Source organism: Thalassospira sp. GO-4, from assembly GCF_023588965.1.
Classification (GTDB): Bacteria; Pseudomonadota; Alphaproteobacteria; order Rhodospirillales; family Thalassospiraceae; genus Thalassospira; species Thalassospira povalilytica.
Map to the genome: position 1 here is coordinate 1457660 of NZ_CP097807.1, position 16112 is coordinate 1473771.

Here is a 16112-nt window from a genome sequence, read left to right on the forward strand (position 1 = left end):
AGTTTGCCGACCGAAAAGCGGCATAATAAAAAAGCCGGACGCATGAGCACCCGGCTTGATGATTCTTGTTAGTGAAAGTCGGCTTACTCAACCGTCACCGATTTCGCAAGGTTGCGGGGTTGATCGACGTCCGTGCCCTTGTGGACGGCAACGTGATAGGCCAGCATCTGAACCGGGATGGTATAAAGGATCGGGGCGACGAAATCGGCGACCTTTGGCAGCTCCACCGTTGCCGATGCCATATCGCCAAGCTTGGAAAGCCCTGGCCCGTCCGAGATAAAGATCACCCGTCCACCGCGTGCCGCAGCTTCCTGCATGTTTGATGCGGTTTTTTCAAACAGCTCGTCAGACGGGGCAATAACAATGATCGGAACCGATTGATCAATCAGTGCAATCGGCCCGTGCTTCATCTCTCCTGCGGCGTAGCCTTCGGCGTGGATATAGGAAATTTCCTTGAGCTTGAGCGCCCCTTCCATCGCAATCGGATAGCCAAGCCCGCGACCGAGATACAAAACGTCCCGGGCATCGGCGATATCAAGTGCGAGCTTCTTAAGCGCCTCGTCATGATGGAGGACTTCGGCTGCATGTTTGGGCACTTCGGTCAGCGCATTGACGATGGCGGCTTCTTCGTCCTTGGCAAGGGTGCCGTTTTCACGGCCAATGGTCACGGCAAGGCATGCCAGAACCGTAAGCTGCGTGGTGAATGCCTTGGTCGAGGCAACGCCGATTTCCGGGCCAGCATAGGTCAGAAGAACCACGTCACTTTCGCGCGCAATCGTGCTTTCAGGCACATTGACGATGGAAACGATTTTCTGGCCTTTGGATTTCGCATAGCGAAGGGCTGCCAGCGTATCAAGCGTCTCGCCAGACTGCGAAATAAACAGGGCAACACCACCCTTTGGCAGCGGCGGACAGCGATAGCGGAACTCGGATGCTACATCAACATCAACGCCAAGACCGGCATACCGTTCGATCCAGTGTTTTGCCACCAGACCGGCATAGAATGACGTGCCACAGGCAACAATCGTCAAACGGGTCGCATCGGCAAACGAAAACGGCATATCAGGCAGCTTGATCGTCTGGGTTGCCGGGTTGATGAAGGCATGCAGGGTATCGCCAATCACGGCTGGCTGTTCGAAGATTTCCTTCTGCATGAAGTGATTGTAATTACCCTTGCCCATCATGGCGCCAGATACGGCCGACAGCTTGGTCTCGCGGGTGACATCAACATCATTTTCGTCGCGGACCTGAACGCTGTCACGGGTCATTTCGACCCAGTCGCCTTCTTCAAGGTAAATCAGCTTGTTGGTCAGATGCGACAGTGCCATGGCATCCGATCCCAGATACATCTCGCCTTCGCCCAAACCAACCGCAAGCGGCGTTCCACGACGTGCGCCAAAGATCACATCATGATGCCCGGCAATCATGATCACCAGCGCAAAGGCACCTTCGATCCGGTGCAGGGTTGCGGCAACCGCATCACGCGGTGATTTGCCCTGATCAAGGAAATCGGACACCAGATGGACGACAACTTCGGTATCGGTTTCGGTGGCAAAAACACGGCCCTTTGCCGACAGTTCCGCCTTGATATCCTGATAGTTTTCAATGATGCCGTTATGGACAACCGCAACCTTGCCGTCGGTGTGCGGATGGGCATTGTTTTCGGTCGGCACACCATGGGTTGCCCAACGGGTATGACCGATCCCGACATCACCGGCAAGCGGACTTTGTTCCAGACGGCTGGCAAGATTGATCAGCTTGCCTTCCGCACGGCGGCGTTCAATATCGCCATTGACCAGCGTTGCAATCCCGGCACTGTCATAGCCGCGATATTCAAGGCGTTTGAGGCCTTCCAGAATACGTTCGCTGACGCTGTCCTTGCCGATAATCCCGATAATGCCGCACATTTTTGTTACGTTCCTGCTTCAAATCGCTTGTCATATCATATGCACCGGCTGCACCGGCGCACGACACATTCAAATTCTGACTGCCGGTCTATTTCTTGCCGGTCAGGGCGCGCATCTTTTCGCGAAACTTCGCAGCCCATCCGGCCTTTTCAATCCGCTCTGCCCGGGTCAGGGTCAGGGCATCTGCCGCAACCTTGCCGGTAATTGTGCTGCCCGCCCCGACAATCGCGCCATCGCCAATTTCAACCGGCGCCACAAGGGCCGAGTTTGACCCGATAAACGCACCGGCCCCGATATCGGTATGCTGTTTGCGGTAACCGTCATAATTGCACGTGATTGTCCCGGCACCGATATTGGCCTTGGCCCCGACACGGGCATCACCGATATAGCTCAGGTGATTGACCTTGGCTCCGTCTTCGACAACCGCCTTCTTGATCTCGACAAAGTTGCCAACCTTGGCCCCCGCGCCGATTTCCGCCCCCGGACGCAACCGCGCATAAGGCCCGATATCAGCAGCATCGCCCACGACACAGCTTTCAAGATGACTGAACGCCTTGATCACGACGTTATCGCCAACGGTCACTCCGGGACCGAAAACCACATTCGGCTCAACAATCACATCACGGCCAAGCTTGGTATCTGCACAGAGGAAAACCGACGCCGGATCAATCAGGGTCGCCCCATCATCCATCGCGGCCTTGCGCAGGCGATCCTGCATGATGGCCTCGGCGACCGAAAGCTGCGTACGAGAATTGACGCCAAGTGTTTCTTCCTCGTCGACTTCAACCGCGACACATCGATGCCCGCTTTCACGGGCCACCGCCACCGCATCGGTCAGGTAATATTCACCCTTGGCATTGGCGTTATCAATCGCCTCAAGGGTCGCAAGCATGTCTTCGGCGCGGAAACACATCACACCGGAATTGCAGAAATTGATCGCACGCTGACCGGCGTCACATTCCTTGTCTTCCACAATCGCCAGAAGTTCACCCGATGTTGCGTCCGTCACCAAACGGCCATAGCCGGTCGGATCTTCGGGACGGAAACCAAGTACTGCAACCGCGTGATCACCTGCTTCGCGTGCGGCAACAAGCCGTTCAAGCGTTTCAGCCGTAAAAAGCGGACTGTCGGCATAAAGAACAAGAACATTGCCCGAAAGCCCCGCCAAGGCATCGCGCGCAGCCAGGACGGCATGGGCCGTTCCCAGACGGTCTGTCTGCTCGAAAGTCGGATGCGGGGCGACCGTTTCGACCAGTTTGGGCATGTCCGGTCCGACCACGACCATGGTTTTACCGGCATTGAGCTTTGCCGCCGTATCAATCACGTGATTGACCATCGGTTTGCCGGCAACCTTGTGCATGACTTTGGGCAATGCGCTTTTCATGCGCGTTCCCATACCGGCGGCCAGAACGACAACACTTAACTCAAGTGACATTTATCAATCCGCTTGCTGCATTTTTGGTGCAGCATCCCCTGTTCGTGCTGCGCGCAGATCGCTTGTGACTGCACGGCTATCTGATTTGCAGCAAGTCTTAGAACATATTCCATCCGGGCAAAAGCCCATAAAGAATCACGTTTTGTTACCGCCTGTTAGCGGATGTTACCGTTTGTTAATGGCATCAACTCGGTTAAGGTCCTCTGAATCTGTCGCCACAATGTCATCCCCTCGTATCGGAGCCCCAATCCAATGGCAAAATTCATTATGTTTGATCTCGACGGAACCCTGATTGACGGGGTCGATGATCTTTTGGTTGCAATGAATGGACTGCTTGATGCCCACGGGCTTGATGCACTTGGCCGTCACGATCTTGAAGCGATGCTCGGTGATGGCACATGGATGCTGACCAAGCGCGCCTTTGCCGCACGCGGTCAAACGCCGGATGACGCGACACTTGATGAACTCAATATCGACTTCAACAACCGCTATGTTGAAACCGATTACGCCTATACCCGTCTTTACGAAAATGCCGAAACCGTGCTGCGCCAACTCAAAGCAGATGGCTGGACCATCGCGCTGGCATCCAACAAGCCCGAAGGCCCGTGCAAGGCGATCCTGGCTAAACTTGGCATCGCCGATCTGTTTACGGTCATCGCCGGTGGCAATTCATTTGAAGTCAAAAAGCCCGACGGACGCTTCCTTGAATTTGTGCTGGGCAAACTTGGTTTTGACCGCTCCGCTGATACCGCCATCATGGTCGGCGACCACGCCAACGACGTCAACGCCGCCCGCGCGGCTGATATCCATGCCATCGCCGTTGCCTTCGAAGTCGATGCCACCCGTGCGAATTCACTGAGTGCCGATGCGGTGGTTACGGCTTATGAAAACCTGCCCAAAGCCATCACATCCATCACCGGGCTTCAAGTTGCCTGAAACACCCAAGCATCAAGCTTCTTGGAGCATCCCCCATGCATTCATTCCAGCGCGTCGGGCGTTTCTGTCTGCTGATCTGTGCGGTGTTGGCTTTTTCCCCGGCCGCACTTGCCCTGAAGGCTGATCAGGGAAACGCGGACACGGACGGACTTGTGCTGGATGGGGCATCCAGTCGCCAGGGGCAAGTTCCGGATCAAACTGTCACGGTCGCCCACACCCGTTACCAATGGGAACTTCGCACCAGTCAGGGTACCCAGACCCTGTTCATTCGCGACCGGAATACTGGCGATGAAATTGCCGAAGAACTTGGTTGTTTCATGTGCGAAGGCGACGATGACAATTGCAATCAGGACGGCATCTTTGTCCTGACGCAACCCGGTATCAAAGACACAACCGCCTTCTTGCTGGTGTGTCATCAAGGCGCACATTCACAACGCGCCCGACTGATTGCCCCGGCACAGCAATCCACCCCCGTCATTGATGTGACCGGTGCCTATTTCATGGATTGGGAACTTGTCGACGGCACGCTCCTGATCACCCATGACGGTGAAGCGCCCAACAGCATCATCTGGCCATTGCCGTAATCTTAAAAGAAAACCCGGTCGACCTTTGGGCCGACCGGGCTTTGATTATCGGGGGAAATGAACCCCGTTATGCCTAGTGACTGTCTTTGGGGATTTCCTTGCCACGATGACCGACAAGGAAGTCGAAGTCGGCACCGCGGTCGGCACCAATGACAGACTTGTAATACAGTGATGCATAGCCGCTTTGGGGAACCGGGATGGTGTTTTTCCATTCCTTGAGGCGCTTGGCCAGTTCTTCGTCACTGATATCAAGATGCAGACGGCGGTTGGGCACATCAAGTTCGATCATGTCGCCATTCTGCACAACGGCAAGCGGCCCGCCTGCTGCGGCCTCGGGCGAGGTATGAAGGACCACCGTGCCATAGGCCGTGCCGCTCATCCGCGCATCAGAGATACGCACCATATCGGTAATGCCCTTGCGCAGCACTTTGGGCGGAAGGCCCATATTGCCGACTTCGGCCATGCCCGGATACCCTTTGGGGCCGCAATTTTTCAGAACCATGACGCAGGTTTCATCGATATCAAGGTTCTCGTCATAGATCTTGGCCTTGTAATCATCGATGTCCTCAAACACCACGGCACGCCCACGATGGGTCAGAAGCGCCGGCGTTGCCGCGGACGGTTTAAGCACAGCCCCATTTGGGGCAAGGTTGCCCTTGACCACGGCAATACCACCGCTTTCGGTCAGCGCCTTGTCAAACGGGCGGATCACATCATCGTTCCAGTTACGGACATCCTTGACCTGATCCCACATGGTTTCGCCCGATACCGTCAGGGCATCATTGTGAAGCATCCCCGCCTCGCCCAAGGCCTTGATCACAACCGGCAAACCACCGGCATAGAAGAATTCCTCCATCAGGTATTTGCCCGATGGCTGAAGGTTCACAATGGTTGGGATATCACGGCCAAGGCGATCCCAGTCATCAAGGGTAAGGTCAATGCCGACACGTCCGGCAATGGCGAGCAAATGGATCACCGCATTGGTTGATCCGCCAATCGCACCATTGACACGAATGGCGTTTTCAAACGCTTCCTTGGTCATGACGTCGGACGGTTTCAGATCATCCTTGACCATCTGAACGATGCGACGTCCGGTGATATGCGCCATCACGCGGCGGCGGCTGTCGACAGCCGGAATGGCCGCATTCCCCGAAAGCGCCATGCCAAGGGCCTCGGCCATGCTGGCCATGGTCGATGCGGTGCCCATGGTGTTGCACGATCCTGGCGAACGCGACATGGCGATTTCAGCTTCAAGGAAGTCTTCGGTGCTGATCTTGCCGGCCTTGCGGTCCTCCGACAGCTGCCAAAGCGACGTCCCCGAACCGATATCCTGACCGCGCCATTTGCCATTCAGCATCGGCCCACCGGTCACAACAATCGCCGGGATATCAACACTGGCCGCCCCCATCAGAAGCGACGGCGTCGTCTTGTCACAGCCAACCATCAGAACCACACCGTCAAGTGGCGTACCACGCAGGGCTTCCTCGACATCCATGGCCGCAAGGTTACGGAACATCATTGCCGTCGGACGCAGCGTGCTTTCACCGGCCGAGAAAACCGGGAATTCAAGCGGCAGGCCGCCTGCTTCGTAAATGCCATGTTTGACCCGTTCGGCAAGATCGCGCAGATGGGCATTGCACGGGGTCAGTTGTGACCAGGTATTGCAAATCCCGATGACCGGGCGACCATCAAACAGGTCCGAGGGCAGACCCTGGTTCTTCATCCAGCTGCGGTGATAGATATTGTCCTTGCTGGTTCCGCCGAACCAACCTTCTTGTGACCGCAAAACGCGCGGCCATGGTGCCGGTTTGAACTTCGTCATGCCCGAATTCCTTTTTGACTTATTATCGAGACGGGTCCGAAAACATGCGGCCGGGAAAACCGCATCGGGGACAAAGAACGACACATTCTGGCAACCAGCCGGCCTTGCTGGCAGATATGATCCAGAAATATGCCGTTCCGCGTCATCGTATAGTTAGGCCTTGTTCTTGTTGTAGACATCAAAGATCACAGCGGCGAGAAGCACCAGACCCTTGATCACCTGTTGCCAGTCAATACCGACACCGATGATCGACATGCCGTTATTCATGACACCCATGATCAGTGCACCAACCACAGCCCCGATCACCTTGCCAACACCGCCCGACATTGACGCGCCACCAATAAAGACCGCGGCAATAACATCAAGCTCGAATGCAAGACCGGCTTTCGGTGTTGCCGTATTCAGGCGCGCGGCAAAGACCAGCCCGGCAAGGGCGGCCAGCATGCCCATATTGGCGAAGGTAAAGAAGGTCAGGCGTTTGGTATTGATACCCGAAAGCTTTGCCGCCTTTTCATTGCCACCCAGTGCATAGATGCGACGCCCCAGGGTCGTTGAATTGGTGATAAAGGTGAAAATCGCGATCAGAAGCGCCATGATGATCAGAATGTTGGGCAAACCGCGATAGGTCGACAGCAGATAGGTAACAAACAGGATGGCCAAACCCGCAACCGCGTGTTTGACAATAAAGAATGCCATCGGTTCATCCACCGCAGCAAACTTTGCCTGTTTGGCGCGTGCACGCAGACCAAGGATCGGCAACAACGCCGCCAGCACCACACCGATGGTCATCGAAAAGACGTTAAAGCGGCCTTCGATAAACCCGTCAAAAATATCAGGCAGGAAGCCCGAAGACATTGCCTGGAATTCGGACGGGAACGGACCGACCGAGGCCCCGCCAAGCAGGGCCAGTGTCAGGCCTTTGAATACCAGCATCCCGGCAAGCGTAACGATAAAGGACGGGATGCGCCAATAGGCCACCCAATAGCCTTGGGCGGCACCAATGATCGCACCAACCACCAGACAGGCCGGAATGACAAAGGCCGTCGGCAGGTCCCAGTTCACAATCATCACTGCGGCAAGTGCGCCGACAAAGCCGACAACCGATCCGACCGAAAGGTCAATATGCCCGCCGACAATCACCAGCAACATGCCAACAGCCATGATGATGATATAGCTGTTTTGCAGGAACAGGTTGGTCAGGTTGACCGGTTTGAGCATGATGCCGTCGGTCAGAACCTGGAAGAAAGCAAGAATGGCAACCAGCGCAACAACCATTCCATATTCGCGAATATGGGTGCGCAAATAGTAGCCGATTGATTTGTTATCCGTATCCGTCATTGTCCGTTCCTCACGCTTTCAGGATCATGCGCATGATTGCTTCCTGGCTTGCATCCTTTGCTGCAAGCTGCCCTTTGATCTCACCTTCGTTCATCACATAGATGCGATCGCACATGCCCAGAAGCTCCGGCATTTCCGACGAGATCATGATGACCCCCTTACCGTCGGCTGCCAGCTGGTTGATAATCGTATAAATTTCGTATTTCGCACCGACATCGATGCCGCGCGTCGGTTCGTCCAGAATCAGGACTTCGGGGGCGGCAAACAGCCATTTTGACAAAACGACCTTCTGCTGGTTCCCGCCTGAAAGATTGACGACCTTCTGACCGACATTCGGCGTGCGAATATTGATTTTCTTGCGGTAATCCTCGGCAACGGATCGTTCGGCCCCGTCATTGAGCACCCCCCGTTCCGACACCCCGCCCAGATTGGCCAATGTGATGTTGGTGGTGATGCTTTCATCAAGGATAAGACCCATTTCCTTGCGGTCTTCGGTCACATAAGCAAGCCCCGATGCAATCGCCTTTTCAACGGTCGATACATCAACAGGTTTGCCCTTGATCAGAACGTCGCCCGAAATGTCGGTGCCATAGGATTTGCCAAAGATGCTCATGGCAAGTTCGGTGCGTCCTGCCCCCATCAGCCCGGCAATCCCGACAACCTCGCCTGCTGCAACGTCAATGCTGACATTATCGACGACCTTGCGTTCGGGATGCAGCGGATGGGTTGCCGACCAGTTGCGGACCTCCATCAGTTTTTCCGTGCTGATATTTGGCGTCCGTTCGGGATAGCGGTGCGCCATATCGCGCCCGACCATGTCCTTGACGATATCGTCTTCGGTAATGGTGCCGGCCCGCGCATCAAGGGTTGAAATCGATTTGCCATCGCGAATGATCGTGATGCGGTCGGCAACGCGATTGATCTCATTCAGCTTGTGCGAAATCAGGATCGATGTGATGCCCTGCGCCTTGAATTCCAGCAACAGGTCGAGAAGCTTCTGGCTGTCATTTTCCTGCAAGCTGGCGGTCGGCTCGTCAAGGATCAGAAGCTTGACCTTCTTGGACAGCGCCTTGGCAATTTCAACCAGCTGCTGTTTGCCAACACCGATATTGGTCACCAGCGTTGCCGGATTTTCCTTAAGCCCGACCTTGGCAAGAAGTTCGCCCGTGCGCGCAAAGGTCGCAGGCCAGTTGACCACGCCATTTTCGGCAATTTCGTTGCCCAGAAAGATGTTTTCGGCAATCGACAGCAACGGCACAAGTGCCAGTTCCTGGTGAATGATGATGATGCCGCGCTCTTCGCTGTCGCGGATATCCTTGAATGCCTGAACGCCGCCATCATAAAGAATATCGCCTTCATAGGTCCCATGCGGATAAACCCCGCTCAGAACCTTCATCAGGGTCGATTTGCCCGCGCCGTTTTCGCCGCAAAGCGCGTGGATTTCACCACGTTCAACCTTGATGCTGACATCATCCAGCGCCTTCACACCCGGAAAGGTCTTGGTGATGTTCTTCATTTCCAGGATGGTATCCATCCGGTCCTCCCACTGCTGTCACGGGACTGACAGCACCTTTATCTACTTGGTCTTTGTTGTCCTGGATTTCAGGAAAAATCCCGGGCCCTTTCAAAGGTCAGCCTTATGGGCAATCGTCCTTTGAAACCGGCCGCCCGGCCACCGTGCAAAGACAGTCTTTCAGACGATGGAACCCGGCGGGATGCCATCGGCACCACACCGGGTTCGACCGAGATTTGCAGACTTATTTTACTTCGTCTTCGGTGTAATAGCCCGAACCAACCAGGATTTCTTTCCAGTTGGACTTGTCGACCATCACCGGCTCAAGCAGATAGGAAGGAACAACCTTGACGCCGTTGTCATAGGTTTTGGTGTCATTGATGGTCGGCTCACGACCGGCAAGAACATCATCAACCATCGAAACGGTCACACGTGCAAGTTCGCGGGTATCCTTGAAAATGGTGGAATACTGTTCGCCTGCCAGGATCGATTTGACCGACGGCAGTTCGGCATCCTGACCGGAAACGACCGGCATTTTCATATCGCCCGAACCGTAACCCACACCTTTGAGTGACGACAGAATACCGATCGACAGACCGTCATAGGGCGACAGAACGCCATCAATCTGTTCATCGGTGTAATAAGCCGACAGAAGGTTATCCATACGGGCCTGTGCAACCGCACCGTCCCAGCGCAGGGTGCCGACCTTGTCCATGCCCATCTGGCCGGATTTGATCACGATATCGCCGCTGTCGATCAGCGGCTGAAGAACCGACATCGCACCGTTATAGAAGAAGTAGGCATTGTTATCATCGGGCGATCCGCCGAACAGTTCGACATTATAGGGCGGCTCACCCGCAGCGGCCAGACCATCGACCAGCGAGGTTGCCTGCTGAACGCCGACCTTGAAGTTGTCAAACGTGGAATAGTAATCGACATTCGCACTTTCGCGGATCAGACGGTCATAGGCAAAGACCTTGATCCCTGCTGCTTTGGCATTTTCCAGCGCATTCGAAAGAGTGGTACCGTCGATCGCCGCAATCACCAGAACATCAACGCCTTTGACGATCATGTTTTCGATCTGGGAAAGCTGGTTCGGAATGTCGTCTTCGGCATATTGAAGGTCGGTTTTATAGCCAGCGGCTTCAAACTGTTCGACCATGGAATTGCCATCAGAAATCCAGCGTGCCGAAGATTTGGTCGGCATTGCGATCCCGACATAGCCTTTGTCAGCAGCATGTGCATAGCCGCCGGAAATCATCGGGCTCATCATTGCGGCCGCGCCAAAGGCGACCCCTGCCATTACGGCACTGAGACGTTTCATTGCTATCCTCCCTACAAGACACAGCATATCAGCCATTTTTTTTGTGCCCGACTTTCCCAGGCAGATTTCGCCCGAATATGTCGTGTCTTTGTTTTCAATTGATAATGCATCCCATTTCCCAAAGGACACGGCGACATTATTCAGACCCTCAACATAACAATCAAATAAGTAATTTCGAAACTTGCATATCAAAATTGATATACTAAAATCCCGGCACAGAGGGGGCGCATCATGACCGAGTTTCGCAATAACCAGCCGCTAAGTTCTGCCAAATCCCTGCTTTTCAGGTCCGGGAACCTGTTTCAGCGTGGCCTGAAACTCAGCCACCTGCGCATGATCGTCGCGATGGAGGAAACCGGACAAATCAGTCTGGCTGCCGACATGCTCAAAACATCCCAGCCCGCGGCATCACGGTTGCTGTCGGAAATGGAAACCATCCTTGAAGCCCGGCTGTGCGTGCGCAGCCCGCGCGGCATTGAAATGACCAATGCCGGGCGTGCACTTGCGCGGCGTGCGCGCAGCATGCTGATTGAAATCCGCGAAGCCGAACGTGAAATCGAAGACATCAAACATGGCGGCGGCACCGTTTTTGTCGGGGCGGTGACGGCCGCGGCTGTCGATCTGGTTGTGCCCGCCATTCGCAGTGTCCAGTCGGTCAATTCCCTGTTGGAAGCCCATGTCAGCGTTGGTCCGTCAAATTTGCTGATCAAGGATCTTCTGGCCGGCGATCATGATTTTGTCATCGGGCGTGTCCCCGAAGATATGGACCCGCGCCAGTTCAATATCCGCGAAATCCGAAGCGAGAAAATCCGCCTGATGGTGCGGACCGGTCATCCGTTACTGGATGCAACAACCCCGATCACATTGGCCCGGCTTGCCAAATTTGAATGGATATTGCCCCCGCCGGGCAACCTGATGCGTCGCACGATCGAGGATGTGTTTATTTCGCGCCACCTGCCATTGCCCCATTCAAGTCTGAACTCGGCATCATTGCTGGTGACGCTCGCGACCCTTGCCGATACGGATGCCATTGCACCAATGGCCGAAGAAGTCACAAGCCTGCTTTCAAGCGGCGGCCTGATTACCGAATTGCCATTTGACGGCATGATCGAAATCAAACCCTATAGCCTGATCACGGCCCGCGGCCACCGGTTATCCCCGTCTGCCCAGCTTGTTTCCGATCATGTGCTGGCCCGGATCGAAAAGCCGAACAGTTAAACCAATATTGTCACCCGCCCCAATCAGCGCGATATATCAACACAGTGATTGTGGTTAATGGCTGTGCGGATGTGTCAAAGTCGCGTAAACTCCTGTCACACAACAAGATACGTTCTGATCGAGAAGCATAGATGCCGCGCATTACACGAAATCCCGGGGCCCTGATCGCAATCTGCGCTGCACTTGCTGCATCGCCGGTTCTGGCATCAGGCAATGAGGAGCCGCAATCAGACGGTCCGGCCTTTGCCCTGATGGATTTGCGCGGCACAACGGCGTGGGCGATCAGCACCTATCAATGGCTTGAACCGAGCGAGGATGCACTTGATGCCGTGATCGGTTCGGTCGGCAAAGGCCCAATGCGGCTTGATTTCGTCATGGACAATATTGTTCCGTCCTATTGTGAAATGCGCCCCGATCCGCAAATCTGCGACGGGCCGGGAAATCCGGTTTCCTGGCTTGAAGATGTTCCGCAAACCATCTGCATGGAAATTCCGTCACCGGTTCGCGCCCGTCACCGGGGGATACTGGCAAACGCCAGCCAGCTCTGTCTTGATCCGACCAGTAACCTTGCCTTTCCCAAGGACTGGCCCGAAGGCACATCCTGGTCACAAATCCATCTGCATCAAACCGTGACCCCGACAAAAATCACCGTCGATCAGGATACGGCAACAATCGAACTTGTGATTTCAGATGCGATTGCCACCCGTCTGGCGCCCCTGTCCGAACAGGGATACGGACCGGTGCAAATCGGCTGGGATCAGGCAACATTGCGCAAGACCCTTGGCCCGCAACTTGATCAGTTCATTGCCGGTGACGATGAAAATTGCACCTTCCTTCAGCGCAATCTTGATCCGTCGGGGCTTGGCTATCTGGTACTTGATGGCAAGCTTGCGCGTGTTTCGCTTTATGCCGATGAATATGATGTGGCCACCAGTCTTGTGCGCACGTCCCAGGGCATTTCACTGGGATCGACCCGCGAGGACGTTCATGCCGCCTTTGGCAATGCCGAACTGGTCGAGGAAGAACACGAATATCTGGGTGCGGATGCGCGCTATGTCACATGGTGGACCGATGCTGCGAAATCACGGGGCATCCGGTTTGAGTTCAACGAAGACGGGGTTGTAACCGCAATCCATGCCGGGAACGAGGCCATCACCCTGGTCGAAGGCTGCTCCTGACTTTTTCAAAGGCGGCACTGGCCGACTGCCCGAAGACCCGTCATTGTTTTCCCCACCCCTAATTCATTGAAAGATCGACGCTTTTCCTTTGGCGTTGACAAGCATCCCCAACGCCGTCAAAAGCGCATTCCGCACGGCTCCTGTGCGGATCAAAAACCAACAACAATATTGCCATCACCTCGCCGCAAAGCATGACCAAAAGGCCTGCTCGCGGAGACAAACACGAATGCAAACGCCTATAACGTCCAACCTTGTTGTCATTACCGGGGGCCCCGGTTCTGGCAAGTCCACCCTGATCGAATATCTTCATGCACAGGGCTATGATATCTGCCCTGATGTGGCGCGCCCGCTGATTGCCGAACAGCGCGAACGCGGCGGCAATGCCGTGCCCGGCGAAGATGATGATGCCTTTGCCGGATTGATGACCCGGCGGGCCATTCGCGCCTGGCAGAACGGCATGGAATGCCACCCGCGCACCGTTTTCTGTGACGGCGCACTTCCCGATATTCTGGCCCATCGCCGGCTGGCAAAACTGCCCGATGATGCGGCCCTGATGCGGACGATCAAGATGTATCGCTATCGGCGCTGTGTCTTTGTCCTGCCGCCATGGTCGGAAATTTATCATACCGACGAAATCCGGACACAGGACTTCGCCAGAAGCGTCAAAACATATGTCCGCCTGTGCCAGGCCTATATCGAATGCGGTCATGAACTGATCGAAATTCGTAAAGGCCCGGTTCAACAGCGCGCCGCCCAAATTCTGTCCCGACTGAAACTCTAAGCGATATCTGATGACCAAATCCCGCCTTCGCCCTGCCCTGAAGATCAACCACATCCATGCTATCATCGGCATGACCGCGATGATCGCAACCACCCTGCTCGCACCAATGGCACAGGCTGCGTGCTATGACTGGCCTTTGCGGGAATATCGCGGCGAATTTGCCTATGACGGTGACACCATCTATGTCGCCATTCCGGGTCTTCCGGGCGAAATTGCCAATATGTCGGTGCGCGTGCGCGGGGTTGATACGCCCGAAATTCGCGGCAAATGCGAAAGTGAAAAACAATTGGCCCAGCAGGCCCGCGATTATGCGCGCAAGCGCCTGAAAACCGCCAAGGCCGTTGAATTTTGCGAACCGGAATGGGGACGCTATGGCGGGCGCGTGGTGGCATCGGTCCGCATTGATGGCAGCCCGCTTGATCTTGAACTGATCGATAACGGATTTGCCCGCCCCTATGACGGCAAAACCAAACGCCAGCCATGGTGTCAGGGCTAAGTCTAATTTGGCCTGTCAGACCGTCACATTGGTGTGAAGCCACTGGACAATCGCGATAATCCGACCATCTTTGGGGACAACAAATCAAACACTCCGACGACCAAAGATGTGAAGTGACCGAATATGAGCAAATATCACAAAGACCCGGATGCGATTGCCGATCTGTCCCCGGAACAATATCACGTGACACAGGAAAACGGCACCGAACCGCCGTTTCGCAATGATTTCTGGGATCACAAGGAAGACGGGCTTTATGTCGATATCGTATCGGGCGAACCGCTTTTCACATCGCACGACAAGTTCGATAGCGGCTGTGGCTGGCCCAGTTTTGTGAAACCGGTCGAAAGCGACCATATCGTCGCGCGCGAAGACAATACCCACGGCATGCGCCGCATCGAAGTCCGGTCAAAACATGGCGACAGCCATCTGGGTCATGTCTTCCCCGATGGGCCACGTGATCGTGGCGGATTGCGATATTGCATCAATTCGGCATCGTTGCGCTTTGTCACCGTGGATGATCTTGAGGCCGAAGGATATGGCGATTACCGCCATCTGTTCTCTACCGACAACAACTAAACATAAAACCAAACTTGACTTTATCTCCAATTAGTTGCTTCAAATATATGCATGAAAGAAGTTTTCCATGCATATATTGACGAAGCTGGAGATGAAGGTTTCGGTAAACTCCGCTCTCCAGGTTCTTCAGGGCAATCACGATGGCTTTGCCTCGGGGCCGCTGTTGTTCGCAAAGAGAATGACGTCTTACTACCTGCTTGGCGGAATGAAATTTGCGAACAGTTCCCCAGCAAAAGAAAAAAAGAACTTCATTTTCGTGAGTTACAACACGAACAAAAGATTCTTGCCTGTGACTTCCTATCAAAAAAACGTTTAGGCATTTGTGTAATTGCCTCGAAGAAAGAAACAATCCTCGACAGCCCCAAGAAAGAAGTCTTTAAGCAGAAAGGGCATCTATACAATTACCTTGTCCGATTTTTGCTTGAGAGAGTAACCTCTGCTTGCAGCAATTTTTCAGAACGGTCGGGAAGAAATGGAGCCGAGTTGCACGTAACGTTTTCCAGACGAAGCGGCACCGACTATCAGAGCATGAAGGAATATCTAACCCTCATGCGTGACGGAAAAGAAATCATACGGCCGATAAGATCAATTAATTGGTCAGTATTATCGCCTGACAATATATCTGTTGAAAACCACTCAAAACGAGCAGGGCTGCAGATAGCCGATGTAGTCACTAGTGCGACATATGCAGCACTTGAACCAAACTATTATGGCTACACCGAACCACGATACAGTCTGCTACTGAAAAATAGATATCTCACAGACAGTCATGGAACACTGAACTGCGGCCTAACACTGATTCCGAAACTTCATCAATGTGGGCTAAACGCAGATCAAACAGCATTTATCAACGACCTAACAAAAAAATGACAGGCCCCCGGCCCCTGTTCCACATTGCTCTGAATGCTGCTGCCTGTCGGCAACTTGGGGAAAATCCGGCGCGTGCCTGTCATCTTCAAGTTAACAAATTTTATTTGTAATTGCAACCACTGCAGACTGTATAT

14 protein-coding genes are annotated in these 16112 nt (G+C 54.4%); 8 read left to right on the forward strand and 6 right to left on the reverse strand.

Going from position 1 to position 16112, the window contains the following annotated elements; genetic code table 11:
- Positions 1-83: 83 nt before the first annotated feature.
- Both glmS and glmU read right to left on the reverse strand, forming a co-directional pair.
- The gene (gene glmS / locus M9H61_RS06925) at positions 84-1907 is read right to left on the reverse strand and encodes a glutamine--fructose-6-phosphate transaminase (isomerizing) (protein WP_250284114.1); all 1824 of its coding nucleotides are present in this window, start codon (positions 1905-1907) and stop codon (positions 84-86) included.
- An 88-nt stretch (positions 1908-1995) separates the two neighbouring features.
- Positions 1996-3342, reverse strand: a complete 1347-nt coding sequence (glmU, locus tag M9H61_RS06930; protein ID WP_250284116.1) for a bifunctional UDP-N-acetylglucosamine diphosphorylase/glucosamine-1-phosphate N-acetyltransferase GlmU — start codon at positions 3340-3342, stop codon at positions 1996-1998.
- Between the two features lie 252 nt (positions 3343-3594).
- Here glmU and M9H61_RS06935 point away from each other — a divergent pair, with 252 nt between their 5' ends.
- Together M9H61_RS06935 and M9H61_RS06940 are read left to right on the forward strand one after the other, a co-directional pair.
- Entirely contained in the window at positions 3595-4278 is a 684-nt protein-coding gene (locus M9H61_RS06935; RefSeq protein ID WP_250284118.1) for an HAD-IA family hydrolase, read from the forward strand.
- Positions 4279-4313: 35 nt separating this feature from the next.
- Positions 4314-4862, forward strand: a complete 549-nt coding sequence (locus tag M9H61_RS06940) for a hypothetical protein (RefSeq protein WP_250284120.1) — start codon at positions 4314-4316, stop codon at positions 4860-4862.
- 73 nt (positions 4863-4935) lie between these two features.
- On the opposite strand, the gene araD is transcribed toward M9H61_RS06940, so the two are convergent.
- From araD to chvE, 4 genes are all read right to left on the reverse strand, one after another.
- Positions 4936-6684 carry an L-arabinonate dehydratase gene (gene araD / locus M9H61_RS06945; protein ID WP_068518650.1) on the reverse strand — a complete coding sequence of 583 codons (1749 nt, stop codon included), beginning with the start codon at positions 6682-6684 and terminating at the stop codon, positions 4936-4938.
- A gap of 153 nt (positions 6685-6837) precedes the next feature.
- Entirely contained in the window at positions 6838-8022 is a 1185-nt protein-coding gene (mmsB, locus tag M9H61_RS06950) for a multiple monosaccharide ABC transporter permease (protein WP_250284122.1), read from the reverse strand.
- A 10-nt stretch (positions 8023-8032) separates the two neighbouring features.
- Positions 8033-9556, reverse strand: a complete 1524-nt coding sequence (mmsA, locus tag M9H61_RS06955) for a multiple monosaccharide ABC transporter ATP-binding protein (RefSeq protein WP_068518652.1) — start codon at positions 9554-9556, stop codon at positions 8033-8035.
- A 223-nt stretch (positions 9557-9779) separates the two neighbouring features.
- A complete protein-coding gene (chvE, locus tag M9H61_RS06960; RefSeq protein ID WP_068518653.1) occupies positions 9780-10859 on the reverse strand; it encodes a multiple monosaccharide ABC transporter substrate-binding protein in 1080 nt (359 codons plus the stop codon).
- Positions 10860-11090: 231 nt separating this feature from the next.
- Here chvE and M9H61_RS06965 point away from each other — a divergent pair, with 231 nt between their 5' ends.
- The 6 genes from M9H61_RS06965 (at position 11091) to M9H61_RS06990 (ending at position 15978) form a co-directional block, all read left to right on the forward strand.
- On the forward strand, positions 11091-12077 hold the full coding sequence (locus tag M9H61_RS06965) for a LysR family transcriptional regulator (RefSeq protein WP_068518654.1): 987 nt from the start codon (positions 11091-11093) through the stop codon (positions 12075-12077).
- A 131-nt stretch (positions 12078-12208) separates the two neighbouring features.
- Positions 12209-13255: a hypothetical protein gene (locus M9H61_RS06970; protein ID WP_250284123.1), complete on the forward strand. Its 1047-nt coding sequence runs from the start codon at positions 12209-12211 to the stop codon at positions 13253-13255.
- A gap of 226 nt (positions 13256-13481) precedes the next feature.
- Positions 13482-14036 (forward strand): AAA family ATPase, encoded by a 555-nt coding sequence (locus M9H61_RS06975; protein ID WP_068518656.1) that lies wholly within the window; start codon positions 13482-13484, stop codon positions 14034-14036.
- Between the two features lie 10 nt (positions 14037-14046).
- Positions 14047-14532: a thermonuclease family protein gene (locus M9H61_RS06980; protein WP_250284126.1), complete on the forward strand. Its 486-nt coding sequence runs from the start codon at positions 14047-14049 to the stop codon at positions 14530-14532.
- Positions 14533-14655: 123 nt separating this feature from the next.
- Positions 14656-15108, forward strand: coding sequence for a peptide-methionine (R)-S-oxide reductase MsrB (gene msrB, locus M9H61_RS06985; protein WP_250284128.1), 453 nt, complete (start codon positions 14656-14658; stop codon positions 15106-15108).
- A 51-nt stretch (positions 15109-15159) separates the two neighbouring features.
- A complete protein-coding gene (locus tag M9H61_RS06990) occupies positions 15160-15978 on the forward strand; it encodes a DUF3800 domain-containing protein (RefSeq protein ID WP_250284129.1) in 819 nt (272 codons plus the stop codon).
- The last annotated feature ends 134 nt before the right edge of the window (positions 15979-16112 follow it).